This window comes from Bradyrhizobium sp. 1, from assembly GCF_023073315.1.
Taxonomy (GTDB): Bacteria; Pseudomonadota; Alphaproteobacteria; order Rhizobiales; family Xanthobacteraceae; genus Bradyrhizobium.
This window is the reverse complement of record NZ_JADPJH010000014.1, coordinates 313695-338989: the sequence shown is the minus strand read 5'-3', so window position 1 is coordinate 338989 and position 25295 is coordinate 313695. Positions and strand designations below refer to the sequence as shown.

Here is a 25295-nt window from a genome sequence, read left to right as displayed (position 1 = left end):
GGCAACCAGCCAGAAACTGAACGGAAGTCTTTGAAAGTAAAGGCCTAATGGGCAAGCGAATAGTTCCGCCGGAAGAGCCGGCCGAAATCCACGATGTGCCGCTACGGGAAGCGCTGGAAGAGCGCTATCTCGCCTATGCGCTCTCCACCATCATGCATCGCGCGCTGCCGGATGCACGCGACGGCCTGAAGCCGGTGCACCGGCGCATTCTCTACGGCATGCGCCTGCTCAGGCTCGATCCCGGCACGGCCTTCAAGAAATCCGCAAAAATTGTCGGCGACGTGATGGGCTCCTTCCATCCGCACGGCGACCAAGCGATCTACGACGCCATGGTACGTCTCGCGCAGGATTTCTCCTCGCGCTACCCGCTGGTCGACGGCCAGGGCAACTTTGGCAATATCGACGGCGATAATCCCGCCGCCTACCGCTACACCGAAGCGCGCATGACCGACGTCGCGCGGCTTCTGCTCGAGGGCATCGACGAGGACGGTGTCGAATTCCGTCCCAACTACGACGGCCAGTCGAAGGAGCCGGTCGTGCTGCCCGGCGGCTTCCCGAACCTGCTCGCCAACGGCGCGCAGGGCATTGCGGTCGGCATGGCGACCTCGATCCCGCCGCACAATGCGGCGGAGCTTTGCGACGCGGCGCTGCATCTGATCGAGAAACCCGACGCGAAATCCAAGGCGCTGCTGAAGTGGGTGAAGGGCCCGGATTTTCCGACCGGCGGCATCTGCATCGATTCCAAGCAGGCGATCGCTGAGGCCTACACCACCGGCCGGGGCTCGTTCCGCGTCCGCTCCAGATGGGAGCAGGAAGAGGGCGCGCGAGGCGTCTGGGTCGTCGTCGTCACCGAGATCCCCTTTCTGGTGCAGAAGTCGCGCCTGATCGAGAAGATCGCCGAGCTGCTTGATCAGAAGAAACTGCCGCTGGTCGGTGACATCAGAGACGAGTCGGCCGAAGACGTCCGCATCGTGATCGAGCCGAAATCGAAGAACGTCGATCCGGCGCTGATGATGGAATCGCTGTTCCGGCTGACCGAGCTCGAAAACAAGATTCCGCTGAACCTGAACGTGCTGATCAAGGGGCGCGTGCCCAAGGTGGTGGGGCTCGCGGAGTGCCTGCGCGAATGGCTCGACCATCTGCGCGACGTCCTGATCCGCCGCAGCAATTATCGCAAGGCGCAGATCGAGAACCGCCTCGAGGTCCTCGGTGGCTATCTGATCGCGTTCCTGAATATCGACGAGGTGATCAGGATCATCCGTACCGAGGATGAGCCGAAGCCGGCGCTGATGAAGGCGTTCAAGCTCACGGAAGTCCAGGCCGAAGCCATCCTCGACATGCGCCTGCGCCGCTTGCGCAAGCTCGAGGAGATGGAAATCCGCACCGAGGACAAGAACCTCCGCGTCGAGCTCAAGGGCATCAACGCGGTGCTCGCGTCCGAGCCCGAGCAGTGGAAGAAGGTCAGCGAGCAGGTCGGCAAGGTCCGCGACATGTTCGGGCCGAAGACGCCGCTCGGCAAGCGCCGCACCACCTTTGCCGATGCGCCCGAGCACGATCTCGCCGCGATCGAGGAAGCCTTGGTCGAGCGCGAGCCGGTGACGGTGGTCGTTTCCGACAAGGGCTGGATCCGCACCCTGAAGGGCCATGTCGAGGATCTCTCGGGGCTCGCTTTCAAGCAGGACGACAAGCTCGGCTTCGCGTTCTTCGCGGAGACGACGTCGAAGCTGCTGCTGTTCGCGACTAACGGCAAGTTCTTCTCGATCGACGTGGCGAAGCTGCCGGGAGGTCGCGGCCACGGCGAGCCGATCCGCCAGTTCATCGATCTCGAGCCTGAGGCCGCGCCGGTCACGCTGTTCGTCAACAAGGGCGGACGCAAATTCCTGGTCGCGAGCCACGAGGGCCAGGGCTTTGTCGTCAACGAGGACGATTGCGTCGGCACCACCAAGAAGGGCAAGCAGGTCCTCAACGTCGACATGCCGAACGAGGCCCGCACGGTCACCGAGGTGATCGGCGACACCGTCGCTGTCATCGGCGAGAACCGCAAGATGCTGATCTTCCCGCTCGACCAGGTCTCCGAGATGGCGCGCGGCCGCGGTACGCGGCTGCAGAAGTACAAGGACGGCGGTCTTTCCGACGTCGCCGTCTTCGAGGCCAAGGCGGGCCTCACCTGGAAGGACTCCGCCGGCCGCGAATTCTCCGCGACCATGAAGGAGCTTGCCGAGTGGCAAGGCAACCGCGGCGATGCCGGCCGCCTGCCGCCAAAGGGTTTCCCGAAGTCGAACAAGTTCGGCAGGGCGATCGGGTAGGGGCGGCTGCGACGAGTGGAGGCGGTGCGCAGCCGCATCCACGACGTCATTGCGAGCGCAGCGAAGCAATCCAGAATCTTTCCGTGGCGGCAGCCTGGATTGCTTCGCTGCGCTCGCAATGACGAGATGCGGGAGTGTCGCTCTCCAACTCAAGGTGCGCATCGCCGCAAACGCGCGGCAGATAGTCGTGAACGCATACGTGTTTCGGCCTTATGGGCACGAACATTGCCTTTTGTCTGACGACTTCAACGTTTCAGTCAAAAGGCAAAAACACACCAATGTTCAAACTGAAGGCTTTCATTCCGGCGTTGCTTGGACTCGCGATTGTCGCGACGCCGGCGCATGCGGCGGGCAATCTCGTCGCGGTGCTCGAGGCGGAGATCGTCACGCTCGATCCGCATTTTTCCACGGCCTATATTTCGCGCACGTTCGGCTACATGGTGTTCGACACGCTGTTCGCGAAGGATTCCAAGGGCGACATCAAGCCGCAGATGGTGCAGGACTGGAAGGTCTCAGCCGACGGATTGACCTACAGCTTCACACTGCGCGACGGCTTGAAATGGCATGACGGCCAGCCGGTCACCGCGGCCGATTGCGTGGCCTCGCTGCGCCGCTGGGGCACCCGCAGCGCACTCGGCCGCCGCATTTTTGCAATCACGGCCTCGCTCGAGCCGACCGATGCGAAAACCTTCGTGCTGACGCTGAAGGAGCCGTCCGGCCTCGTCATCGACGCCCTCGGCAATCCCGTCAGCCCGGTCGCCTTCATGATGCCGGAGCGTATTGCCAAGACGCCCGGCGACCAGCGCATCACGGAGATCATCGGCTCCGGCCCGTTTGTTTACAGCAAGGCCGATCATCGCACCGGCGATCGCATGGTGCTGAAGAAGTTCGCCGATTATGTGCCGCGCCCCGAGCCCGCCGACTTCCTCGCCGGCGGCAAGCGCGTCAACGTCGACACGCTCGAGATCCGCGTCATCCCCGATGGCGCGACCGCGGCGTCCGCCCTCCAGGCCGGCGAGATCGACTTCATGCAATATGCGCCGTTCGATCTGCTGCCGGCGCTCGAGAAGAACTCGCGCGTAAAACTGGTCAACTTCACCGGGGGCAACATGTTCGCCGGCGCCTATCGTCTCAACGCGGCATCGAAGCCGTTCGACGATCCCGCGATCCGGCGCGTGCTGTGGAAGCTGATTGACCAGCGCGAAGTGCTGGATGCGCTCGGCCTCGATGCCAAATATGCCACGCCTTGCGCGACGTACTTCACATGCGGCACCACCTATGACAGCAAGGCCGGCACGGAAGTAGCCGCCAAGCCGTCGATCGAGGCGGCGAAGGCCGCGCTGAAGGCGACCAAATATGCAGGCGAGCCCGTCGTCGTCATGGAAGCCAACGATCTCGAAGCGCCGCGCGTCTCGGCGCAGGTTTTGGCCGAGCGGCTGAAGCAGGCCGGGTTCAATGTCGATTTGCAGGTGATGGACTGGGCAAGCGTGCTGGCGCGCCGCGCCAAGAAGGAGGGCTGGAGCGTGTATGGCGTTCACGCCGGCGGCTTTGATCTGGGCTCGCCGCTGACCAACGTCATGGTCGCCTTCAACTGCGTCGACTTCACGGGATGGCAGTGCGACGCGCGGATCACGCCGCTGATGGAGGCCTTCGCCAAGGCGCCTGCCGAGGAGGATCGCAAGAAGATCGCGGGCGAGATCCAGTCCGTCATGTACGATCAGGCGCCCGCAATCCCGTGGGGCCAGTTCGCCCAGCCGGCGCTTTATCGCGCGACGCTCCGCAATCTGATACCGTCCGCCATCCCGGTGTTCTGGAACGTTGAGAAATAACGCGATGTACGATGTCATTGTTGTCGGCGGCGGCTCCGCCGGCGCCGCTGTTGCGGCCCGGCTTTCCGAGGATCCCGCGCGGCGCGTCCTGCTGCTCGAAGCGGGGCTGGACTGGCGCGCTGATGAAGCGCCCTGGGAAGTGAGGACGCCGAACCCGATCCCGATCATCCACAAGCGCGAATATCAGGAGAAATGGCAGTGGCCTGATCTCATGACGCGCCGCGTGGCGGGCCAGGAGCCGCGCTTCTACTGGCGCGGCAAGGGGCTCGGCGGCTCGTCGATGATGAACGGCCAGATTGCGATCCGCGGCGTCGCCGATGCGTTCGACGAATGGGCCGCCAATGGCTGCACCGGCTGGTCGGCGAAAGAGGTCATGCCGCTGTTCTCGGTGATCGAGGACGATTTTGAGTTCGGCGACGCCGCAGGCCACGGCCGCGGCGGACCGCTGCCGGTCTATCGCGCACCGCCCGAAAAATGGGGGCCGATCGATCGTGGCTTGCGCGATGCCGCGCTGGCGAGCGGCTATCCCTGGTGCGCCGACGTCAACGGTCCTGATGGAGAGGGCGTCGCCTGCTATCCCATCAACAGCCGCGACAGCCGCCGCATCACCACCAATGAGGGCTATCTCGAGCCCGCCCGCGGCCGCGCCAATCTGGAAATCCGCGGGCATGCGCTGGTCGATCGCGTCCTGATCAGCGACGGCCGTGCGACCGGGCTTCTTGTCCACATCGAGGGACAGGGCACCCACGAGATCAGCGCACGCCAGATCGTGCTCTGCGCCGGTGCCATCCATAGCCCGGCGATCCTGCTGCGCTCGGGCATTGGGCCAGCCGAGGAATTGAAAGCGATGGGGATCGCGGTCGAGCGCGATTTGCCGGTCGGCCGGCATTTCTTCGACCACCCGCTGTTTCGCGCCACGATCCAGCTCCACGAAAACCTGCGGCCGACTGATCCCGACACCCGTCACACCAATTGCTGCGTGACATATTCGTCGGGCTTCGCCGATGGCGGCAAGCGCGACATGATCCTGATCGCCTTCAATCACCGCGGCGTCGGCGTGCCCGGCGCGATCGGCGCCGGCCTGTTTAACGCCTATTCTCGTGGAACGCTGAAATTGGCCTCGACCGACCCGGCGGTCGATCCAATCGTCGAGGAGAACATGCTGGCCGATCCCCGCGACATGCTGCGCATGATCGATGCGGTGAAGCGGCTGGCCGTGATCACCTCGCAGCCGGCGCTGGCCGGTATCGCCGACTGGATCAGGCTCATCGACACCGATCTGACACTGCCGCAGGCAGCTAGCCTGCCGGATCACGAGCTCGACGCGCTGCTGCGGCGTGAAACCGGTGACATCCAGCACGCCGCCGGCAGCTGCCGCATGACCGGAATTGGCGACCCCGATGGCGTGGTCAATCCCGATGGTACCGTGAAAGGCATTGCGGGTCTGCGCGTCGCCGACGCCTCGATCATGCCGTCCGACTGCCGCGCCAACACGCACTTCACGACGGTGGTGATTGGCGAAGCGATCGCGCGGATGATGATGCGGTAAGCGTCGGCTTCGCGGGTTGCCTCAGCTTCCGGCGGAGCCCACCAGGCGAGGGCGACGATTTGGGAGCGAAGTCTCAGCCGATACGGCGCGCAGCCATTCGCGGAAGCTGACGATTTCAGGACAATCCGCAGTGCCTTCTGGCGCAATCAGCCAATCGTCGAGACCCGCTCCCTCATTGACCCGGTCGCAGCGATAGCCCGGATGGTGACCGAGACCGCGCGCGATCAGCAAATCGACCTTGCCCTCGACCAGTTCGTGCAGGCCGGCGGGCTGCAGCACCCGCAAACCGATGTCCGCATGCGTGCTGCGAAATTCCGCCAAAGCGAGGCGGCGCAGGTCGAAGGCGCCATGGACCCCCAGCTGGAGCAGCACCGCACCGGCTGGCTTCAGTTGCGAGGTCGCGTCCGCAATAAGGCGGAAACCATCGGAAATCCCCGGTAGATAGGCCTGACCCGCCGCGGTGAGGACGAGCTGCTTATGCAGCCGCTCGAACAGGGGGACGCCGAGGCGCGCCTCCAGCGCTTTCACCTGCTGTCCCACCGCGGCGGGCGTCACGTGCAGCTCGTGTGCGGCGAGCTTGAAGCTGAGATGGCGCGCGGCGGCCTCAAAAGCGCGGAGCGCGTTGAGTGGGGGAAGAGTGTAGGTCATCGTACCGCAAGTTTGACACCGATGGGCCGTGGCCTTGCAATAGATTTTCTTGCGCTGAACCGCAGGAATGATGCTTTGCACCGCGGCGATGTTGCCGGATACGGTCGGTCCGCAATCCGGAGAACCCCCATGCCCCGTCGCCTCGATCATCTCGTCGTTTGCGTCCGCAATCTCGAACAGGCTGCGCTGGATTGGCAGAAGCTCGGCTTCAAGCTCACGCCAACAGGTGTGCACCCGTTTGGAACCAGCAATCGCCTTGCGCAGTTCGCCGACAATTTCGTGGAGCTGCTGGCCGTCACTGACGAGGCGCTGGTGCCCGCAGCAGCGCCCGGCCATTTTAGCTTCGCGGCCCACAATCGGGATTTTCTGAAGAGCGCCGAAGGCATGTCGATGCTGGTCTTGCACAGCACCGACGCCCATGCCGATGCCGCACGCTTCAGAGCCAATCGCATTGGGGCCTACGCGCCGTTCGATTTTGGCCGCGACGCGGCGCTGCCCGATGGAGGCACGGCACGCGTTGCATTTTCCCTGGCCTTTGCCACCGATCCCGCCATGCCCGGGATCGCGTTCTTTACCTGCCAGCAGCGTCACCCACCGGAACTGTTCTGGAAGCCGGAGTATCAGCGGCACGCCAACGGCACCTCACGCGTGATCGAGGTCGTGATGTCGGCCGAGGAGCCGGCGGCACACCGCGATTTCCTCGAGCGCCTCATGGAGTGCCCAGCCGAGCTTGCGCCGGGCCGGCTGACGGTCGGCGACGATCATAACCGGATCAATTTGCTCGGCCACTCCGAGCTGGCGCGCCGGTTGCCGGGCCTGGCAAGCAGCTCCTCGCCGCGCTTTTGCGCTGCGCGTCTCGCGGTCGCCGATCTCGATGCAACGCGGCAGGCATTGGAGAGCAACGGTGTCAGCTTCGCGATGACCGGCGGTGCGCTGCTGATCCCACCCGTCGCCACGCATGGTCTGGTGCTGGAGTTCGTCGAGCAGGGAGCAAACTGACATGGCGCACATCCTCACCCACAATCCCGCAACGGTCTGCCCGCCCGCTGGTGGCTACAGCATGGGCGTTGAGCTCACCCAGCATCGCCGCCTGCTGTTCGTCAGCGGCCAGGTGCCCGAGGAATCCGACGGCGTCGTGCCCGAGGGATTTGAAGCGCATGCGAGCAGGCCTGGCGCAACGTCATCGCAGTGCTTGCCGCTGCCGGCCTCGGCGTCGAGCATCTCGTCAAGGTCACGACGTTCCTGACCGGTCGGACTCAACTCGTGCCCAACCGCATCATTCGTCGCAAGGTGCTCGGCGAGCATTGCCCGACGTTGACGGTCGTGATCGTCGAGACCGTCGACAGTAAATGGTTGCTGGAGATCGAGGCGATTGCTGCGGAATGAGCCCAGGCTAATTGTGTCAGGTATCCAATGGCTGAGATGATCCACCGCTTTTACGAGGCGCATCGCGGCGCCATGGAGGCCGCCATGCGCCATCGGCTCGACCTTGCCGAGGCGATGTTGCGCGAGCGCGCATATCTATCGGCGCTTGACGGTATCCGGCATGAGGTGATGGCCGAATTCGAGATCGTGCTCACCCAGATGCCCTATGTCGGCGGCGCGGCAAGCCGCATGAGCGATTTTTTCATGCGTCTGATCGGCTTCATGGCGATCAGCCGCGTGCTCCGGCGGCACGGCGTGCCGCTGCCGGTGATCGGCGAGATCGAGCGGGAAACCTACAAGGCGCAATTACTCACGGAGCCCGAAGCGGAACGTCTTGCTTCAGGACGTCAGTTCATGTCGCCCGAGAACCAGACCTTGCTGCGCGAGCAGGCTGCGTTGAGCGCGACAAGCAGCCATCAGGACGCGTTTCCGGAAGATTTCGTCTACGATTTCGTCGAGCCCGGCCCGGGTGACGATTTTGAATTCGGCATCGACTACAAGGCTTGCGGCTTCTGTAAATTCGCGGCTCGCCGTGGAGACAAGGAAATCCTGCCGAACATTTGCGGGCTTGATTTCGATGCCTACGCAACGCGAGGCATCCGCCTGGAAAGGACGCAAACGTTGGCCGGTGGCGCGAGCCACTGCAATTTCCGCTTTTCGCGGCTGTCGTCGGGCTAGGGCGACGACAGCGAGGGGCTCCTGCCTCAGATTACCCCCGCCAGTCGCAGCATCACACCCGCCGCGCAGCTGCCCGCCAGCACCGTCAGCATGCCCAGCTTGAACCGGAAGATCGCGGTGGCCGCCGCGATCGCCAGCACCAGCGCCGGCACATCGACGCTGGTCAGCACCGGCATGTCGAAATTCAGCGGGAAGGCGTGCACCGGCACGGTCTCGCCGAACAGCGTGTGCAGCGCGAACCAGATCGAGAGGTTGAGGATTACGCCGACGACGGCGGCGGTGATCGCACTGAGCGCACCGGCGAGGCCCTTGTTGCCGCGCAGCCGCTCGATATAGGGGGCGCCGACGAAGATCCAGAGGAAGCAGGGCGTGAAGGTAACCCAGGTCGCGAGCAGCCCGCCGAGCGTGGCCGCGAGCATCGGCGACAGGCCGCTGGCGTCGCGGTAGGCGGCCATGAAGCCCACGAACTGGAGCACCATGATCAGCGGGCCCGGCGTGGTCTCGGCCATGCCGAGGCCGTCGAGCATCTCGTGCGGCTTCAGCCAGTGATAATGCTCGACCGCCTGCTGGGCGACATAGGCCAGCACGGCGTAAGCGCCGCCGAAGGTGACGAGCGCCATCTTCGAGAAGAACAGCGCGATCTGGCTGAACACGTTGGCTTGGCCAAGGGCGAGCAATATCGCGATCACCGGTACCAGCCACAGCGCTAGCCACAATGCGCCGACGCGGATCGTGCGGCCGGTGTCGGGGCGGACGTGATCGGGCACGGCCTCGCCGAGCATGCTGTCGACCAAGGCGCCGTTGCCGCCGTTGCCGTGACCGGCCGGCGCGAACTCGGGACGGCCCTGTTTGGCGCCGACATAGCCGATCAGGCCGGCTGCGATGATGATGATCGGGAAGGGGACCGCGAAGAAGAAGATCGCGACGAAGGCGATCGCGGCGAGCGCGATCATGATGCGGTTCTTCAGTGCGCGCTTGCCGACGCGAAACACCGCCTCGACGACGACGGCGAGCACGGCGGCCTTCAGCCCGAAGAACAGCGCCTCGACGAAACTGACATTGCCGAAAGCAGCGTAGATGTAGCTCAGGCCCATGATGGCGATGATGCCGGGCAGGATGAACAGCCCGCCCGCCATCAGGCCGCCGGCGGTGCGATGCATCAGCCAGCCGATATAGGTCGCAAGCTGCTGCGCTTCCGGCCCCGGCAGCAGCATGCAGTAGTTCAGCGCGTGCAGGAAGCGGCCCTCGGAAATCCAGTTCTTCTCCTCGACCAGGATGCGGTGCATCACCGCGATCTGGCCCGCGGGCCCGCCAAAGCTCAGACAGGCGACGCGGAGCCAGACACGGAAAGCCTCGTTGAAGCTGATGCCGTGACCGGCATCAGCTCCTTCCATTTGAGTGGCGCGGATATCCATTACGCCTTCACCTTGTTGGTCGGCCAGTTGTGCGTCTCGCCGGTGGCGTCCCGGCACCAGCGATAGAACGCGTCGTAGAGCAGCATGCCGGCCTCGAGTTGTTCGAGGTCGTCGTCATACATCCGCGACAGCCCGAGCGAGGCCGCGAGCAGGCCGGGCGCTTCCGGGGCGAGGTCGGGCCGCGCGGTGTCGGCGCCGCGCACCAGCGTTGCGAGCCTGAGCAAAGCTGGGCTCGCGATGCCGAACTCCTCGATCATCACGTCGAAGGTGCAGAGCTCGCCGCGGTGGCTCCAGAACACGTTCTCGATGTCGAAGGGCGCCGCGTTGAAGCGTTCGCCGACGGCGACCACCTCGGAGGGCGCCACGAACAGGAACACTGCATTTGGATCGACGAAGCGCCGGATCAGCCACGGGCAGGCGATGCGGTCGACCTTGGGCCGCGCCCGCGTCACCCAGACGGTGCGTCCCTTGGTGTCGCGTGGCGGCAGCTTGCGGGTGTCGAGCAGCGGCAGCTTTGCGTCCTTCCAGCCCTCGAAGCCGCCTTCCAGCGTCTCGGCCTGAACCCCGAGCTGCCTGAGCCAGGCCGCCGTGCCCTGCGCGAGCTTTGCGCCGCGCAGGCAGGAGACGATGGCGGAGCGGCCGGCGAATTCGCCGCCCCAGTCGGGAACATTGTCGTGGCTGAGCTTGATGGAGCCCGGGATCAGCCGCCGGTCGGCAGCAAAGTCCTCGTCCGTGCGCACATCGATCAGGACAGGGCTATTCGCCGTGCCGATCAACCGTACCAGTTTGTCAGACGATATTGTGGTGTAGGAAGACATGATGCGCCCTCGTGAAAAACAACGGGACGCGATACTTGGGCATGTCGCCTCGTGGGGAGATCGCTCAAATCCCCATGAGCTTCATTACCACGAAACCGCGCCGGGCTGTCAATCCGCTCGTTTCATTGATTTTGCCCAGAGGCCCCGCGGGCCTATATTGCGGGTCAACGGACCGGACCTTTCGGAGATTTTTCAATGCATTCCCACTCCATTGACCAATGGACCCATGACCACGCCTTCCTGGGCGACGAGCACGACGAGAACGAGCGGCGCACCTGGCTCGTGGTCGTCCTGACGCTGGTCATGATGGTCGGCGAGATCGTCGCGGGCTCGCTGTTCGGCTCGATGGCGCTGCTCGCCGATGGCTGGCACATGGGCACGCATGCGGCGGCGCTCGGCATTGCCGCCTTCGCCTATCGCTTCGCGCGCCGGCATCTGGGCAATTCGCATTTCAGCTTCGGTACCGGCAAGTTCGGCGATCTCGCCGCCTTCTCCAGCGCGATCATCCTGGGACTGATTGCGGTCGAGATTGCCTATGAGAGCGTGCTGCGGCTGTTTACGCCGATACCGATCGTCTATGGCGAGGCCATTGCGGTTGCCGGGTTGGGGCTGTGCGTCAATCTCGCCAGCGCGTGGCTGCTGCGGGACAACCATGATCATCACCACCACGGCCATGCGCATCATGATCACGACGATCATGACCACCACCATGATCACCACCATCATCACGACAACAACCTTCGCGCCGCCTATGTCCACGTCATGGCGGATGCCGCGACGTCGGTGCTGGCAATCGGTGCGCTCGTCGTCGCCATGTATTCGGGGTGGGTCTGGGCTGATCCGGCGGTCGGCCTGATCGGCAGTGCCGTGATCGCGAGCTGGGCGTTCGGCCTGATCAAGACCTCAGGCGCAGTGTTGCTCGACGTGCGCGCCGACGAGAAGCTGGAGCGGGTGATCCGGGCGCGGATGGAAGTCGGCGATGATCGTGTCACCGATCTGCATCTGTGGCAGGTCGGCCCCGGCCATTGCGCGGTGCTGGTGTCGGTGGTGTCGGACGAGCCGAAGCAGCCGGCGGTCTACAAGAGGCGGCTCGCCGGGCTGAAGGGGCTGAGCCACGTCACCGTCGAGGTCGAGACCTGTCCGCACTGATGTGATCCGCGAAGGCGGAATTCTGCGGCGCGGCCGGGGTTGATCCTCGGTCGCAGCCGACCCAAAAGCTCGCCAAGGAGGGACCAATGCCGAGGATCAAGTTCGCTCTCGCCATCGTTGCGCTCACGCTGTCCGGCCAGACGGCGCTCGCGCAATCGGAAAAGACCGGCGTCGAAAGGCTCTACGTCCTCAATTGCGGGGAGGGCACTGCCGGCGACATCTCGCGCTGGACGCCCGGCCTGAACGAGGGCAAGACGATGGACTTCGTCGACAGCTGCTATCTCATCAAGCACAGCAAGGGCTGGTTCCTGTGGGACACGGGCATCGCCGATTCCGTCGCTTCCATGCCCAACGGCCTCGCGCCCGCCGATCCCAAGGCCGTGACCTGGCGCAGGCCGAAGACGCTTGCCGCCCAGCTCGAGCAGCTCGGTGTCAAGCCCGACGACGTCAAGACGATGGCGGTCTCGCACACCCATCCCGACCACACTGGCAATGTCGAGCTGTTCCCGCAGGCCACGCTCTACGTGCAGAAGGCCGAATATGACTGGCCCGGCGCCAACAACGAGCCGCGCTTCAAGCCCTCGCATCCGGTCGAGCAACTCGCGGGCGACAAGGACGTGTTCGGCGACGGCAGCGTGACCATTCTGTCGACGCCCGGCCATACGCCGGGACACCAGTCGCTGCTGGTGAAGCTGCCGAAGACCGGCGCGGTGATCCTGTCCGGCGATGCCGTGCACTTCAAGGACAATTGGGATAATCGCCGCGTCCCCAGCATGAATGCCAACAAGGAGATGAGTGCGGCCTCGATGCAGAAGATCGCTGATACGCTCGCCAAGGAGAAGGCGCAGCTCTGGATCAATCACGACAAGGCCCAGCGCGACAGCCAGAAGATGGCGCCGGAGTTTTACGACTGACGCTCGCAATGGTGCTGCTGCCATGAGGCTGGCAGCAGCACCGTGCTAGGGCCCGCCAAACCGCCGCGACAGGAGATGATCGTGGGAGAGTGGGCCGGGGTCGCGATCGCGCTGGTGTCGAGCAGCCTCGGTGGCACCGCCGCGGCGATCACCCGCTATCTCGTCGGCGGCGCCGATCCGATTTTACTCGCGATCCTGCGCTGGGGGATCGGGTTTCTCTGCCTGCTGCCGTGTGCGTTGTTGCTCCGGGTACGCTGGCCGCAGCGATCGGACTGGCCGGCGGTGGCGCTGCTCGGCATCTGCTTCTTCGGCCTGTTCTTCATCCTCTACAACATTGCCGTATCCTACACGACCGCGGCGCGCGCCAGCCTGGCGCTGGCGACGCTGCCGCTCCACACCATGGTGGTCGGAGCGATCCTCGGCGTGGAACGGCTGACGGCGCGCAAGATCATGGGCGTCGGCATCGCCGTGCTCGGCGTGGCGGCAGCACTCGCGGCAGGCCTCGCGCAGAGCCCGCCGGGAGCCTGGCGCGGCGAGCTGATCATGACCGGTGCGGTGTTCTGCATGGCGTTCTACAACGTGCTGTCGCGTCCGCTGATGCAGCGCTCGAGCGCGCTCGGTTTTCTCACGGTCGGCATGGGGGCGGGCGCCGCCGTGCTGGTGCTGGCGGGGCTGGCGAAGGGCAGCTTTGCGGCGCTCGATCACTTCACGAGCGCGCAGTGGATCGCCGGGATTTATCTCGGCATCGGCGGCGGCGCGCTCGCCTTCATCCTCTGGGTCATGGCGCTGGCGCGCGCGACGCCGACCCGTGTCGCCAATACCATGACCGTCAATCCGATCGCCGCGACCTTGCTGGCGGCGCTGCTGATCGGGGAGCCGATCACGCCGAATCTTCTGATCGGGCTGATTGCCGTCTTCGCCGGCATCTGGATTGCGACCGGCGAGGCGAAGACGGCGTAATCAGCTCCGTATGACGGCTCAAAGTGTCGCCGGAGTTTTACGGATAGTCGCACGCGCCCGAGTACACCGTGCCGCCCAATGCAGGCGAAAGCAGAATGGGGCTATCGTCATGCTCATCGTTTCAGCAGCGGTATCGTCGACGCTCTAGCAGGCATGCCGTTCGCAGAGTCGGGCCATGCATTTCTGAAATCCCGATCAGGCTTCCACTTAAGCGTGCTTTAAAGATTCGGCCGATATGCATGCAAGCGTGCATCACTCAACAGGACGACAGGGACATGCGGAATTCGATCGGACGGCGTCAGTTCTTGTGCGGCTGTTGCGCGGTGCTCGGAGCGACCGCCCTGCCGGGACGAGCGAGCGCCGCGGGCGATCCCGACATCGTTCCGATCGAGTTTGCGAGCTTTCACGATCAGACGTTCAGCAACGAATATCTGCAGTTCATGAATGTCACGATCCCGCCCGGACAGATTGCCGCATATCACCGGCACATCAGGGACTTTGCCCAGGTGTACATGGCCGTCTCGGATGCGGAGGGGACGCCGCTCGGAGGCAAGCCTGTCATCACGCCGCGCAAGGTCGGTGAAGTGCTGTTCACCAACTACACGAACAAGCCGGCGGTGCATCAGGTCGCCAATGTCGGCTCCAGCGAATTCCGGATCATGGGGTTCGAAATATTCGACTCTCAGCCCGGCCGCTTTTCGCCGCTGGCTCGCCCCGAGCCCTACGTCTCGGTCATGGACAACCACCGTGTTCAGGCGTGGCGGTTGATCCTGCCGCCGGGCGCGGTTGCGCCGCCGATGCAGCAGGCTGCGCCTGGCGTGCGTATCGTGGTGCAGGGTGGCGTGCTGGTCGAGGGCGTGCAGGGGAAGCCGGACCACAAGCTCAACCTGAAGTACGGCGATTTCGCGTGGCAAAATGCGGGCCCCGTGCGGACGATGCGAAATGCAGGGACATCGACTGTCGAGCTCGTCGAGTTCGAGCTGAAATAGGGGCACGTGTGGGGCGCGAGGGCTGGCGGGGGCCGGCCCTGACGTCGCGGGCTTTGATGCGAATGAGGAGCGGGGCATGTCTATCAAGCGGTCGGGTATTGCGATTGCGGCACTGATGTCGGGCGTCGTCGTTCTGACGTCAGGCCTGCAACTGAGCGAGCGCTGGGGCGCCTACCAGAACGCCATCGCGGCGCACGCCCTGGAGACCCGTCTGACCGCCGGCTTCGATGCCGTTGGCAGCCTGACCATCGAGCGGGGTCCCGTCAATCGGGCGCTGCTCGGGAAATCCGCAGCGGATGATGCGGTGCTCAAGGAGTTTGCCGACAATCGCCGCACCAGCGACGAGGCGCTGGCAAAGCTGGAGGCGCTTGGCAGCGGCGATGCTGACCTGACGCAGCGGGTGAAGGCCGCCGCCGCGAAGATCGCTGCCGCGCGCGCGGAGGCCGCTTCCTACTGGCAGAAGCCGCTGGCTGAGCGTCCCGGCGGCATCGCTGGCAAGGCCATGCGCGATTATGCCGAGGCCATGGCGAGCCTGAATGAACTGCTGGAGTCCGGCATCAAGGCGACCATGCGGCTGAGCACTACGGCGGGAAACCTGCTCGATGTCGCGCAGAAGGGCTGGGTGATCAGGCAGACGGCAGGCCAGGTCTCGCTGTTGATTTCGGGGCTCGTGACGTCCGGCCGTCCGGCGACGCTGGCTGAGCGGGACGAATTGAACGCCGCGAACGGCCAGATGACGCGGCTCTGGGCCGAGATCCTCGATCGCGGCGATGACGTTCATGCGCCCAAGAACACGCGGGCCAGCGTCGGCGCCGCCAGGGATCGCTACTTCGGTTCGGACAAGCCGCTGCGCGACGGGCTGACGAAGGCCGCATTCAACGGCACCCCTTACGAGGTATCGGTGGATGACTGGCGCAAGTCCGCCACGAGCGCGAACGCCTCGCTGCTGGGCATCCGCGATGCCGCCTTGCGCGACGCGCAGGCCGTGGCCGAACAGGACGAGGCCAACGGGCTGGGAGGCATCTTGTTCGCTGGCGCAGCCATTCTGGTCGTTCTGGGATTATCAGCTGCTTCGTCGGTGCTGCTCGTGCGTCATTTGCTGACGCCGATCTCGAAGCTTTCGGAGGTGATGACCCGGCTTGCCCGCAACGAGGAGGCCGAGGTGCCCTTCGCCGCCCGCAAGGACGAGATCGGCGGCATGGCTCTCGCAGTGCAGGTCTTCAAAGAGGCCATGGCCACCACCAATCGACTGGCTGGAGAACAGGCCGCCGAGCGGATCGTCAAAGAGAAGCGCGCGGCGCGTCTCGAAGGCCTGGTGCGCGATTTCGAGGCCAAGGCCGGGGCAATGGTGGCGCTGCTGGCGTCGGGAGCTACCGAGCTCGAGACGACAGCGCGATCCATGTCCTCGACCGCGACGCAGACCAAGGGGCAGGCGACAACCGTCGCGGCGGCCGCCGAGGAAGCCAGCGTGGGTGCGAGCACGGTTGCCTCTGCGGCGGAGGAACTGACGGCATCGATCAGCGAGATCAGCCGCCAGGTCGCACAATCCTCGACGATCACCGGCCGGGCGGTGGCCGATGCGCAGCGGACCGACAAGATCGTGCAGACATTGGCTGAGGGTGCCGAGAAGATCGGCGCGGTGGTCACCTTGATCCAGGCCATCGCCGCTCAAACAAACCTGCTGGCCTTGAACGCGACGATCGAAGCGGCGCGGGCCGGTGATGCCGGGAGAGGCTTTGCCGTGGTCGCCTCCGAGGTGAAGATGCTGGCGACCCAGACGGGGACGGCGACGGCAGAGATCGGGGCCCAGATCGCGCAAATTCAGGCTGCCACCAAGGAGGCTGTCGACGCGATCCGCGGAATTACCGGGACGATCGAAGAGGTCAGCTCGATCTCGCATGCGATCGCGACGGCAGTGGAGGCGCAAGGCGTGGCGACGGCGGAAATCGCCCGCAACGTTCAGCAGACGTCGCAATCGGTGAAGGACGTGACCGCGACCATCGGTGGTGTGAGCAAGGCGGCAACGGAAACGGGCGTCGCGGCGACCGAGGTGCTGAGCGCGGCGGACGGTCTGTCGCGACAGGCCGTGCAGCTGACAAGCGAAGTCGGCAGCTTTGTTGAGGACGTTCGGGCCGCCTGAGAAAACCGCTGCTGACTTTGCGCTAACGCGGCCCTAGCGCGGTGCCGTGACCGCGGGCGGGCTAGCGTCCGGCGTCTTCTTCGGCTTCAGCATGCCGGCATAGAACGACAGCAGCCACACCAGGATGATGGCGAGGAGATAGACGCCCCAGGCCTGCGGCGGCGTCATTGCCCAGCGCAGGAGTCCTTTGAAGGTGCGGGGCGGGCTGTTGTTGTCGGTCATGGCCCGCTTGTGCGCGAAAGCCGCCGTGCGGTCAATCCGGCCGCTTCTCGGCGCGGATCAGGAACAGCGCAATCAGCGCCGAGAGGCTGAGCGCGGAGGAGACCATCAGCACCTTGGCGCCCATGACATCGATCAGCAGGCCGAAGGCCAGCGGTGCCACCGCCTGCGCCATCCGCGCCGGCGCGCCGATGACGCCGAGGCGGTAGCCAAAATCCTTCGGGCCGAAGATCGACAATGGCAGCGTGCCGCGGGCAATCGTCAGGATGCCGTTGCCGGAACCGTGGAGCAGCGCAAAGGCAGTCGCTGCAGCGCCGCCGAAGATGGCGACGACGGCCGCTCCAATCGGATGGGTCAGGCAGGCAAGGCGTGTCGACCACAGCGGATGAAAGCGGCTGAGCACGCTCGCTTCGAGGATGCGCGCGGCGACTTGTGCCGGGCCGATCAGCGCGCCGGCCGCGATCGCCTCGACATGCGTCGCGCCCGTTGCCTCCACGATGCGCGGGAAATGCACGGCCATTGCACCGGTCACCGTCCACGCCGCGGCGAAGACGAAGGCGAGCAGGATCATGGTGCGGTCGAGCGGCACATGAGGCTTCTCGGCCGTCGCCGCCGCCTGTTTGGCGCCCTTGATCGTCGGCAGCATGAAGAAGTTGAGGGGCAGGCCGATCAGGATATTGGCGGCGGCCCAGGCAAAGCAGGTCTCGCGCCAGCCGATATGGGCGAGCCCCCAGGCGGTGAGCGGCCAGCCGACGGTCGAGGCAAAGCCCGCCATCAGCGTGATGCCGGTGATGGGCCGGCGCGCCTCGGTGCCGTAGATGCGGCCGAGCGCGGCGAAGGCGGCGTCGTAGAGTCCCATCGCCATGCCGATGCCGAGCACGAGCCAGGCGATGGCCATGACCGCCACGGCTTGCGAGAAGCCGAGCAGGACGAGGCCGGCGGCCATGATCAAATTGGAGGCGGACAGCACCTGCCGTCCGCCGACGAGGTCGATCTGCCGCCCGATCCGCGGGCCGAGCATCGCCGAGATCACCAGCGAGGCCGAGAACGCGCCAAAGATCCAGTTGGAGGAGATGCCGAGGTCGTGTGCCATGGGATCGGCAAGCAGCGCCGGCAGATAATAGCTGGACGCCCAGGCCAGGGTCTGCGTGGTGCCGAGCGCCAGGATAATCGGAAGCTGGCGCTGGCTCATGGTCCAGGGTTTCTGGTCGGCGGTGTCATCGGTTCCATTTGCAGCCACGGCTCACGCGCGTCAACAGCGCCTGCGGCATGTTCGACCTGCTGCAGGCGGGAGCCTTGCTTGCGCAGTGTTTGCGCGCGGCCTTCCGCTCGTCACGAATGCACGCCATAATGGCGCATGCAATTGACCTCCCGCCTTGCGTTGATGAACTGGTTGGCCGGCCAGGGGCTCACCGGCCTGCCCGAACCCGAGCTGCTGCGCGGCTTCTGCGAGCGCTGCCGCGCCGAGGGGCTGGAACTCTCGCGCGGACTCGTCGTCATCGACACGCTGCATCCGATCTACGAGGGCCGCGCCTTCCGCTGGAGCGATACGCCGACCAACGAGAGCGACGTTGTCGAATACGGCTCGACGGCGGAGGGCGATGCGGCCAAGAACTGGCGGCGCTCGGTGTTCTATCGTCTCCTCGAGCATGGCGAGGACGAAATGGTGATCGATCTCGCCGACGCGCCCTCGCTCGATTTCTCGCAGATCGGCGAGCTCGCCGAAAACGGCCACCGGCACTATCTCGCCTTCGTGCACCGCTTCGGCGAGACCGGCGCGCTCGGGCAGATGGATTGCCTCTATTCCTGCTGGACCACGCGCCGCGACAGCGGCTTCTCCGAGCCGGAGCTCGTGGCACTACGCGATCTCGTGCCGGTGCTGGGGCTCGCGATCAAGTCGGCGCAGCAGGTCGACATCGCGCGCACGCTGGGGCGGGTCTATCTCGGCCGCGGCGCCTCCGAGCAGGTGCTGGGCGGCCGCATCTCGCGCGGCGTCACCGAGCGCATCAACGCCGTGCTCTGGTACTCGGATTTGCGCGGCTCGACCGGAATCAGCGAAAGCATCGGCCCCGACGAGATCATCCCGTTCCTCAACGACTATGCCCAAGCCGTGATCGACGCGATCCACGATGCCGGCGGCGACGTGCTGAAGCTGATCGGTGACGGCGTGCTCGCGATGTTCACCGGTGAGGACATGGCGCATGCGCGACGTGCGGCGTTGCGTGCCGAGCATCTGTTGCGCCAGAACGTCGCAGCGCTGAACAAGCGGCGGGAAGCTAACGGCCGTCCCACCACGTCGGCTTATATCGGCCTGCATGTCGGCGAGGTCTTTTACGGCAATATCGGCAGCGAGGACCGGCTCGATTTCACCGTGGTGGGACCGACCGTCAACGAGGTCAGCCGCATCGCCTCGATGAGCCGTTCGGTCGATCGCGAGCTGCTGGCGTCAGCCGAGTTCTACAAGGGCCTGGACGCCGCCGGCCGCCGCTATCTCGTCTCCACCGGCCGCTATGCGCTGCGCGGCATCGGCCGCGCGCAGGATCTCTACACGCTCGATCCCGAGGTCGATGCGAGCGAGCCGGTGACGGGGAGTTACGAGCGGTACCTGGCGAATTAGGCCCGGCTGCCCCAACACAGTCCGTCACTGCGATCGCAATGGCGACGCGGCTAGCACCGCGCCGCCGCTTCATCCCCCACCATGGCTGGCTGCCGGTCCAGCGCCACCGCGGGCGACAGCCAGATCACCAGCGCCTGCACGCCGAACACTGCAGCGGCGAGATAGAGGCACGCTTCCGCGCTCCAGAGGCCGCCGACGATCGCGCCCAGCGCCGACCCGAGCGGACGCGCGCCATAGCTCATGATGTTGATGGCGGAGACGCGCCCCAACAGGCGCGGCGGCGTCACGGACTGGCGCAGGGTCGTGGTCGAGATCACCCACAGGATCGGCCCGACGCCGAGCAGGAAGAAGCTGAGGCCCGCGAGCCAGGGCGAGGGGACCATCACCGTCAGCGCCATCACGACCGCGGCAACGAAGCCGGTGACCGGGCCTAGGCCGACCACGGTGCCGAAGGCGATGCGCTGCATCACACGCGTGGCGAACAGCGCGCCGATCACCATGCCGATTCCGTACATCGTCAGCACGGTGCCGACGCCGGCCGCGGTCAGGCCGAGATGGCGCACGGCGTAGGGCACGAACACCGCGATCTGGAGGAACCAGCCGGTGTTGAAGATGAACTGGGTGACGAACACCGGCCGCAGCAGCGGATGACGCAACACGAAGGCTGCGCCTTCGCGGATGTCCTGGAACGGATGGCGTCGCGGGACGGGTGCACGCGAAGGCTCGTAGATGCCGGAGAGCAATACCACGGCGATGGCCGAGAGCGCCGCGGCAAAGCCGAAGGCGAGACTCGCACCCCACCATCCCACCAGCGCGCCGCCGAGCGCAGGGCCGCTCGCAAAGGCGATGGTGCGCGCAAGTTCGATCCGGGCATTGGCCGCCGGCAATTGCTCCGCGCTCACCAGCGAGGGCACCAGCGCCGGCGCGGCCACGCCGTAGACGACGGTGCCGCACACGGCAGTGAAGCCGAGCAGCGCGAGCAGCGACAGATTGAGCGCGCCGAGTGCGAGTAGCAGCACGATGGCCGCGAGCGCTACGGCCCGCAGCGCCTCTGCGCCCGCCATCAGCGAGCGGCGCGAGATGCGGTCGGCGAGCAAGCCTGCCGGGATCGCGAATAGGACGAAGGGCAAAGTGAGGGCGGTCTGCAACATTCCGGTCTGGCCTTCAGCGACCCCGAGCGTCAGCACGGCGACGATGGGGGCGGCGGCCAGCGCGATCTGTTCGGCCGATTGTGCGGCAAGGTTGGACCAGGCGAGGCGGCTGAAGGTGTCGGGGAGGCGCGGGGGATTTGACATGGCTCATTTCCTGCAAAGTCGGATTGGCGCCAGTATTCACCCCTGGGGACGGCCAAACCCACCCGGTTCCCGATTGGACGGGCAAAAACGCAGCCGCACCGGGAACCGATGCGGCTACATGCAGTTGCAAATGAGTTGCAATAAGGTTCGACTTCGGTATTCTCGCCTCATGGATGCTCGCTCGCCCGACTTGACCCAGAACCGGACCCGAGACGCCGCCGGCTGGCGCACTGACGTGCCGACCACCAAAAGCCTCGCCGAGGTGAATGCCACGGTTGCCATCCCCATGGCGGGGGTATGGTGGCGGCGGCTGCTCGCCTTCGTCGGTCCAGGCTATCTGGTCTCGGTCGGCTATATGGACCCCGGCAACTGGGCGACCGACCTCGCTGGCGGCTCGAAGTTCGGCTACACGCTGCTCTCGGTCATCCTGCTCTCGAATTTGATGGCGATCCTGCTCCAGTCGCTGGCGGCACGGCTCGGCATCGTCACCGACCGCGACCTCGCGCAGGCCTGCCGCGCGACCTATTCGCCGGCGGTGAATTTCCTGCTGTGGCTCGCCTGCGAGGCGGCAATCATCGCCTGCGATCTCGCCGAGGTCATCGGCACCGCGATCGCGCTCAAACTGCTGTTCGGCATCCCCCTGATCGGCGGCGCGCTGATCGCCGCGCTCGACGCCTTCCTGCTGCTGGTTTTGATGAATCGCGGCTTCCGCTTCCTGGAGGCTTTCGTCATCGCGCTGCTCGTCGTGATCGCAGTTTGCTTCACGGTCCAGCTTGCCGCGGCAGCGCCGCCGGTTGCCGAAATGCTCAGGGGTTTTGTGCCGACGACCGAGATCTTCACCAACCCCGAGATGCTCTACATCGCGATCGGCATCATCGGCGCGACCGTGATGCCGCATAATCTCTATCTGCACTCTTCGATCGTGCAGACGCGCGCCTATGAGCGCAACGACGAAGGCCGGCGCGAGGCGATCAAATGGGCAACGACGGACTCGACCATTGCCCTGATGCTGGCGCTGTTCATCAACGCCGCGATCCTCGTGGTCGCTGCGGCAACGTTCCACAAGAGCGGCCATTCGGACGTCGCCGAGATCGGCCAGGCGTTCGAGCTGCTCTCGCCCTTGCTGGGGCTGGGCATCGCCTCGACATTGTTCGCAGTGGCGCTGCTCGCCTCCGGCCTCAACTCGACGGTGACGGCGACGCTCGCCGGCCAGATCGTCATGGAGGGCTTTCTCGACCTGCGGCTGCCGAGCTGGGCGCGGCGCCTGCTCACGCGCGGCATCGCGATCATTCCGGTGATCGTTGTTACCGCGATCTATGGCGAGCGCGGCACAGCGGATTTGCTGGTGTTTAGCCAGGTCGTGCTATCGATGCAGCTGCCCTTTGCGGTCATCCCGCTGGTCCGCTTCGTCTCCGACCGTCGCAAGATGGGCCAGTTCGCGATTTCCCCATACGTCGCTGCGATCGCGTGGATCGTCGCGGGCGTGATCGTGGTTTTGAATCTGAAGCTGCTGGCGGATACGCTGTTCGGGTGAAGATCTTTACCGAGCGTTCGCCTCGTCTCGATCAAACTTGAAATCGGAAGGGAGCCGGCCGCGGAGAGCCCGCAGGCGCTCTAGTCTAATAGCTCACCTCGATCGCGCGTGTCGGTCTTCGGTGGAACGCTCTTTTCCGATTCTTCATTCATCGGCGTACCTTTGAGGAGCTCGATGTTAATCCTGCGGCTCGGACGCCGCATCCCCCTGCGCGTCGATGCGCAGCCAGCCCGACGGTGCCAGCCGCTGCTGCGGCAGGAAGCGCGCCTTGTAGTCCATCTTCTTGGAGCCCTCGATCCAGTAGCCGAGATAGACGTAGGGCAGCCCCTGGCGGCGGGCGCGGGCGATGTGGTCGAGGATCATGAAGGTGCCCATCGAGCGGCTTTCCTGGCCCGGCTCGAAGAATGAATAGACCATCGACAGGCCGTCGCTGAGCACGTCGGTGAGCGCGACCGCGATCAGCTCCTCGCCGCGGCCGGTGATGCCGCTGTCGGGGCCGCGCTTGCGATACTCGATGATGCGGGTCTCGACATGGCTGTCCTCGACCATCATGGCGTAGTCGAGCACGGTCATGTCGGCCATGCCGCCATGGCGGTGGCGGGAGTCGAGATAGGCCCGAAACACCGAATATTGCTCGGAGGTCGGTACCGCGCTGCGCTGCTCGCCGATGATGTCGGCGTTGCGGGCGATCACCTTGCGGAAGTTGCGGGAGGGGCGGAACTCGTTGGCGACCACCCGGACCGAGACGCAGGCGCGGCACTGGTCGCAGGCCGGCCGGTAGGCGATTGACTGGCTGCGGCGGAACCCGCCATGGGTCAGGAGATCGTTGAGGTCGCCCGCGCGCTCCCCCACGAGGTGCGTAAACACCTTGCGCTCATGCCGGCCCGGTAAATACGGGCAGGGGGAGGGCGCCGTGAGGTAAAATTGGGGGGTGTCGCGCGAGTGCTGGGTCAAGGGACGTCGTGGGCCTCCGAAGTGGGTGTCAGCATCGCGCTACGAAAGCTCCTGGTCAATTGGCCTGCGTGGCAGAGCAGATCAGTCAGCTTAGGTGATCCTGGTTGACAGGTCCTTGATCAGTACGTCCTTGCTGCCTGGGGCACGGGCGCGCGGACGGAATTGTTGATGACGATCGTGCCCAGCACGAAATCGTGCAGCAGGCGCCGGCGCCCGTTGAACAGGCCGACCAGCACCACGAAGGGCGTCAGGAACGAGACGGTCACCCAGAACAGCACGGCATGGGTGGCTCCGAGCACGAAGTAGCCGGGCGCGCCGTACCAGGTGCGCAGCTCCAGATCCATCAGGCGCATGCCGATCGTCGCGGACGAGGGACCGCCGATGCAGGCACCGTAATAGACGATGGCCCAGACCACGGAGGCCGGCCAGGCGATCCCGAACAGCAGAAAGCCGACGCCGAGCGTGACCACGCCGAATACGAAAATGAAGACATAGCCGAGGATGACAGGGACCGAGATGATGACAAGGTCGATCAGGAAGGCGAACGCTCGCCGTGTCGCGACACCGCGGAACAGTTCCGGATGCAGGTCAGGGTCGTAGGCGTGCGGCTGCACCGCGCCGCTATTGCGCCAGGCGCCTGAACTACCCGAGTCATACGACATGGTCCGTCCTCCCAAGAGGGAAACCCTCAAGGCACGACATGGGAGCAGGCCATCCCCGTGCCAAGAGCGCAGGGACGGTAGCAAGCCGAAATATTCCGGCGATTCGGGGGCGGTTCTATTGCGCCCGTAACTTCTCGGCGACCTTCGGGGCGAAATAGCTGAGCACGCCATCGGCGCCGGCGCGCTTGAACGCCAACAGGCTTTCCATCATCGCGCGCTCGCCGTCGAGCCAGCCGTTGTTCGCGGCGGCTGCGATCATCGCGTACTCGCCGGAGACCTGGTAGGCGAAGGTCGGCATCGCAAAGGTGTCCTTCACGCGGCGAACCACGTCGAGATAGGGCATGCCGGGCTTCACCATCACCATGTCGGCGCCTTCGGAGATGTCGAGCTCGACCTCGCGCAGCGCTTCATCCGTGTTGGCGCTGTCCATCTGGTAGGTGCGCTTGTCGCCGGTGAGCGTCTTGGCCGAGCCGATGGCGTCGCGGAACGGGCCGTAGAAGGCGGAGGCATATTTCGCGGCATAGGCCATGATCTGCACGTCGAGCAGGCCGGTGCGGTCCAGCCCTTCGCGGATCGCGGCGACGCGGCCGTCCATCATGTCGGAGGGCGCGATGATGTCGCAGCCGGCTTCGGCCTGCACCAGCGCCTGGCGCACCAGCACGGCGACCGTCTCGTCGTTCAAAATCTTACCGTCGGAGATCAGCCCGTCATGGCCGTGGCTGGTGAAGGGATCGAGCGCGACGTCACAGAGAATGCCGATCTCCGGAAACTCCTTCTTGATCGCGCGCACCGCCTGGCAGACCAGATTGTTCGGGTTGGTGGCTTCCGAGCCCTCTTCGTCGCGCAAGGAGGGGTCGGTGTAGGGAAACAGCGCGAGGCAGGGGATCGTGAGCTTCATGGCGCGCTCGGCGTCGCGGACGGCCTGGTCGACACTGAGCCGTTCGACGCCGGGCATCGAGGCGATCTGCTCGCGCTTGTTGTTGCCGTCGATCAGGAACAACGGCCAGATCAGATCGTCGGTGGTGAGCACGTTCTCGCGCACCATGCGGCGGGCCCATTCGGCCTTGCGGTTGCGGCGCGGGCGGATGGTCAGATCGAGAGCAGGGGAGGCGGCAGTGCCATCCCGGCGCGAAACCTCGCGCAATTCGATCGGACGTCCGTATTTGATCGCCATCACTCTTCCTCCGGCTGGAA

Annotated in this window: 21 protein-coding genes and 1 pseudogene; 13 read left to right on the top strand and 9 right to left on the bottom strand. The window is 65.3% G+C overall.

The window, feature by feature from the left end; genetic code table 11:
- Positions 1 to 47 precede the first annotated feature (47 nt).
- The 3 genes from parC (at position 48) to IVB29_RS10220 (ending at position 5684) form a co-directional block, all read left to right on the top strand.
- Positions 48 to 2306, top strand: a complete 2259-nt coding sequence (gene parC / locus IVB29_RS10230) for a DNA topoisomerase IV subunit A (protein WP_247503264.1) — start codon at positions 48 to 50, stop codon at positions 2304 to 2306.
- 278 nt (positions 2307 to 2584) lie between these two features.
- Positions 2585 to 4135 carry an ABC transporter substrate-binding protein gene (locus IVB29_RS10225; protein WP_247503263.1) on the top strand — a complete coding sequence of 517 codons (1551 nt, stop codon included), beginning with the start codon at positions 2585 to 2587 and terminating at the stop codon, positions 4133 to 4135.
- A gap of 4 nt (positions 4136 to 4139) precedes the next feature.
- A complete protein-coding gene (locus IVB29_RS10220) occupies positions 4140 to 5684 on the top strand; it encodes a GMC family oxidoreductase N-terminal domain-containing protein (RefSeq protein ID WP_247503262.1) in 1545 nt (514 codons plus the stop codon).
- 21 nt (positions 5685 to 5705) lie between these two features.
- On the opposite strand, the gene IVB29_RS10215 is transcribed toward IVB29_RS10220, so the two are convergent.
- Positions 5706 to 6332, bottom strand: coding sequence for a LysR family transcriptional regulator (locus IVB29_RS10215; protein ID WP_247503527.1), 627 nt, complete (start codon positions 6330 to 6332; stop codon positions 5706 to 5708).
- On the opposite strand from IVB29_RS10215, the gene IVB29_RS10210 reads away from it, so the two are divergent.
- The 3 genes and pseudogenes from IVB29_RS10210 to IVB29_RS10200 all read left to right on the top strand — a co-directional run bounded on the left by IVB29_RS10210 (position 6273) and on the right by IVB29_RS10200 (position 8435).
- On the top strand, positions 6273 to 7331 hold the full coding sequence (locus IVB29_RS10210; RefSeq protein WP_346731275.1) for a VOC family protein: 1059 nt from the start codon (positions 6273 to 6275) through the stop codon (positions 7329 to 7331). The genes IVB29_RS10215 and IVB29_RS10210 overlap by 60 nt on opposite strands.
- A 1-nt stretch (position 7332) precedes the next feature.
- Positions 7333 to 7718, top strand: a pseudogene (locus tag IVB29_RS10205) (RidA family protein).
- Between the two features lie 27 nt (positions 7719 to 7745).
- Positions 7746 to 8435, top strand: a complete 690-nt coding sequence (locus tag IVB29_RS10200; protein WP_247503260.1) for an L-2-amino-thiazoline-4-carboxylic acid hydrolase — start codon at positions 7746 to 7748, stop codon at positions 8433 to 8435.
- Between the two features lie 26 nt (positions 8436 to 8461).
- Here IVB29_RS10200 and chrA read toward each other — a convergent pair whose 3' ends face one another.
- Together chrA and IVB29_RS10190 are read right to left on the bottom strand one after the other, a co-directional pair.
- Positions 8462 to 9850, bottom strand: a complete 1389-nt coding sequence (chrA, locus tag IVB29_RS10195) for a chromate efflux transporter (RefSeq protein ID WP_247503259.1) — start codon at positions 9848 to 9850, stop codon at positions 8462 to 8464.
- Positions 9850 to 10668, bottom strand: a complete 819-nt coding sequence (locus IVB29_RS10190) for a chromate resistance protein ChrB domain-containing protein (RefSeq protein ID WP_247503258.1) — start codon at positions 10666 to 10668, stop codon at positions 9850 to 9852. The genes chrA and IVB29_RS10190 overlap by 1 nt, the downstream gene beginning before the upstream one ends.
- A gap of 195 nt (positions 10669 to 10863) precedes the next feature.
- On the opposite strand from IVB29_RS10190, the gene dmeF reads away from it, so the two are divergent.
- The 5 genes from dmeF (at position 10864) to IVB29_RS10165 (ending at position 16820) form a co-directional block, all read left to right on the top strand.
- Positions 10864 to 11817, top strand: a complete 954-nt coding sequence (dmeF, locus tag IVB29_RS10185; protein WP_247503257.1) for a CDF family Co(II)/Ni(II) efflux transporter DmeF — start codon at positions 10864 to 10866, stop codon at positions 11815 to 11817.
- Between the two features lie 86 nt (positions 11818 to 11903).
- A complete protein-coding gene (locus IVB29_RS10180) occupies positions 11904 to 12731 on the top strand; it encodes an N-acyl homoserine lactonase family protein (protein WP_247503256.1) in 828 nt (275 codons plus the stop codon).
- A gap of 81 nt (positions 12732 to 12812) precedes the next feature.
- Positions 12813 to 13691, top strand: a complete 879-nt coding sequence (locus tag IVB29_RS10175; RefSeq protein WP_247503255.1) for a DMT family transporter — start codon at positions 12813 to 12815, stop codon at positions 13689 to 13691.
- Positions 13692 to 13966: 275 nt separating this feature from the next.
- A complete protein-coding gene (locus tag IVB29_RS10170) occupies positions 13967 to 14680 on the top strand; it encodes a hypothetical protein (RefSeq protein ID WP_247503254.1) in 714 nt (237 codons plus the stop codon).
- A gap of 76 nt (positions 14681 to 14756) precedes the next feature.
- Positions 14757 to 16820, top strand: a complete 2064-nt coding sequence (locus IVB29_RS10165) for a methyl-accepting chemotaxis protein (protein WP_247503253.1) — start codon at positions 14757 to 14759, stop codon at positions 16818 to 16820.
- A 33-nt stretch (positions 16821 to 16853) separates the two neighbouring features.
- Here IVB29_RS10165 and IVB29_RS10160 read toward each other — a convergent pair whose 3' ends face one another.
- The gene (locus IVB29_RS10160; protein WP_247503252.1) at positions 16854 to 17042 is read right to left on the bottom strand and encodes a hypothetical protein; all 189 of its coding nucleotides are present in this window, start codon (positions 17040 to 17042) and stop codon (positions 16854 to 16856) included.
- A gap of 31 nt (positions 17043 to 17073) precedes the next feature.
- Complete coding sequence (locus IVB29_RS10155; RefSeq protein WP_247503526.1) at positions 17074 to 18231, bottom strand: MFS transporter; 1158 nt, start codon at positions 18229 to 18231, stop codon at positions 17074 to 17076.
- A gap of 165 nt (positions 18232 to 18396) precedes the next feature.
- Here IVB29_RS10155 and IVB29_RS10150 point away from each other — a divergent pair, with 165 nt between their 5' ends.
- Positions 18397 to 19656: an adenylate/guanylate cyclase domain-containing protein gene (locus IVB29_RS10150; protein ID WP_247503251.1), complete on the top strand. Its 1260-nt coding sequence runs from the start codon at positions 18397 to 18399 to the stop codon at positions 19654 to 19656.
- Positions 19657 to 19706: 50 nt separating this feature from the next.
- On the opposite strand, the gene IVB29_RS10145 is transcribed toward IVB29_RS10150, so the two are convergent.
- Positions 19707 to 20951 (bottom strand): MFS transporter, encoded by a 1245-nt coding sequence (locus tag IVB29_RS10145; protein WP_247503250.1) that lies wholly within the window; start codon positions 20949 to 20951, stop codon positions 19707 to 19709.
- A gap of 169 nt (positions 20952 to 21120) precedes the next feature.
- Between IVB29_RS10145 and IVB29_RS10140 the strand changes: the two genes are divergently transcribed.
- Positions 21121 to 22485 (top strand): Nramp family divalent metal transporter, encoded by a 1365-nt coding sequence (locus IVB29_RS10140; protein ID WP_247503249.1) that lies wholly within the window; start codon positions 21121 to 21123, stop codon positions 22483 to 22485.
- A 177-nt stretch (positions 22486 to 22662) separates the two neighbouring features.
- Here IVB29_RS10140 and IVB29_RS10135 read toward each other — a convergent pair whose 3' ends face one another.
- From IVB29_RS10135 to hemB, 3 genes are all read right to left on the bottom strand, one after another.
- On the bottom strand, positions 22663 to 23439 hold the full coding sequence (locus IVB29_RS10135) for an arginyltransferase (protein WP_247503248.1): 777 nt from the start codon (positions 23437 to 23439) through the stop codon (positions 22663 to 22665).
- Positions 23440 to 23558: 119 nt separating this feature from the next.
- Positions 23559 to 24101 carry an RDD family protein gene (locus IVB29_RS10130; protein ID WP_247503247.1) on the bottom strand — a complete coding sequence of 181 codons (543 nt, stop codon included), beginning with the start codon at positions 24099 to 24101 and terminating at the stop codon, positions 23559 to 23561.
- A gap of 115 nt (positions 24102 to 24216) precedes the next feature.
- On the bottom strand, positions 24217 to 25275 hold the full coding sequence (hemB, locus tag IVB29_RS10125; RefSeq protein ID WP_247503246.1) for a porphobilinogen synthase: 1059 nt from the start codon (positions 25273 to 25275) through the stop codon (positions 24217 to 24219).
- Between the last annotated feature and the right edge of the window lie 20 nt (positions 25276 to 25295).

What these genes read in the sequence shown, in the direction of transcription:
- parC (WP_247503264.1), top strand. Translation starts at nt 48, where the DNA reads ATGGGCAAGCGAATAGTTCCGCCGGAAGAGCCGGCCGAAATCCACGAT.
- IVB29_RS10225 (WP_247503263.1), top strand. Translation starts at nt 2,585, where the DNA reads ATGTTCAAACTGAAGGCTTTCATTCCGGCGTTGCTTGGACTCGCGATT.
- IVB29_RS10220 (WP_247503262.1), top strand. Translation starts at nt 4,140, where the DNA reads ATGTACGATGTCATTGTTGTCGGCGGCGGCTCCGCCGGCGCCGCTGTT.
- IVB29_RS10210 (WP_346731275.1), top strand. Translation starts at nt 6,273, where the DNA reads ATGGCGCGCGGCGGCCTCAAAAGCGCGGAGCGCGTTGAGTGGGGGAAG.
- IVB29_RS10215 (WP_247503527.1), bottom strand. Translation starts at nt 6,332, where the DNA reads ATGACCTACACTCTTCCCCCACTCAACGCGCTCCGCGCTTTTGAGGCC.
- IVB29_RS10200 (WP_247503260.1), top strand. Translation starts at nt 7,746, where the DNA reads ATGGCTGAGATGATCCACCGCTTTTACGAGGCGCATCGCGGCGCCATG.
- chrA (WP_247503259.1), bottom strand. Translation starts at nt 9,850, where the DNA reads ATGGATATCCGCGCCACTCAAATGGAAGGAGCTGATGCCGGTCACGGC.
- IVB29_RS10190 (WP_247503258.1), bottom strand. Translation starts at nt 10,668, where the DNA reads ATGTCTTCCTACACCACAATATCGTCTGACAAACTGGTACGGTTGATC.
- dmeF (WP_247503257.1), top strand. Translation starts at nt 10,864, where the DNA reads ATGCATTCCCACTCCATTGACCAATGGACCCATGACCACGCCTTCCTG.
- IVB29_RS10180 (WP_247503256.1), top strand. Translation starts at nt 11,904, where the DNA reads ATGCCGAGGATCAAGTTCGCTCTCGCCATCGTTGCGCTCACGCTGTCC.
- IVB29_RS10170 (WP_247503254.1), top strand. Translation starts at nt 13,967, where the DNA reads ATGCGGAATTCGATCGGACGGCGTCAGTTCTTGTGCGGCTGTTGCGCG.
- IVB29_RS10165 (WP_247503253.1), top strand. Translation starts at nt 14,757, where the DNA reads ATGTCTATCAAGCGGTCGGGTATTGCGATTGCGGCACTGATGTCGGGC.
- IVB29_RS10160 (WP_247503252.1), bottom strand. Translation starts at nt 17,042, where the DNA reads ATGACCGACAACAACAGCCCGCCCCGCACCTTCAAAGGACTCCTGCGC.
- IVB29_RS10155 (WP_247503526.1), bottom strand. Translation starts at nt 18,231, where the DNA reads ATGAGCCAGCGCCAGCTTCCGATTATCCTGGCGCTCGGCACCACGCAG.
- IVB29_RS10150 (WP_247503251.1), top strand. Translation starts at nt 18,397, where the DNA reads ATGCAATTGACCTCCCGCCTTGCGTTGATGAACTGGTTGGCCGGCCAG.
- IVB29_RS10145 (WP_247503250.1), bottom strand. Translation starts at nt 20,951, where the DNA reads ATGTCAAATCCCCCGCGCCTCCCCGACACCTTCAGCCGCCTCGCCTGG.
- IVB29_RS10140 (WP_247503249.1), top strand. Translation starts at nt 21,121, where the DNA reads ATGGATGCTCGCTCGCCCGACTTGACCCAGAACCGGACCCGAGACGCC.
- IVB29_RS10130 (WP_247503247.1), bottom strand. Translation starts at nt 24,101, where the DNA reads ATGTCGTATGACTCGGGTAGTTCAGGCGCCTGGCGCAATAGCGGCGCG.
- hemB (WP_247503246.1), bottom strand. Translation starts at nt 25,275, where the DNA reads ATGGCGATCAAATACGGACGTCCGATCGAATTGCGCGAGGTTTCGCGC.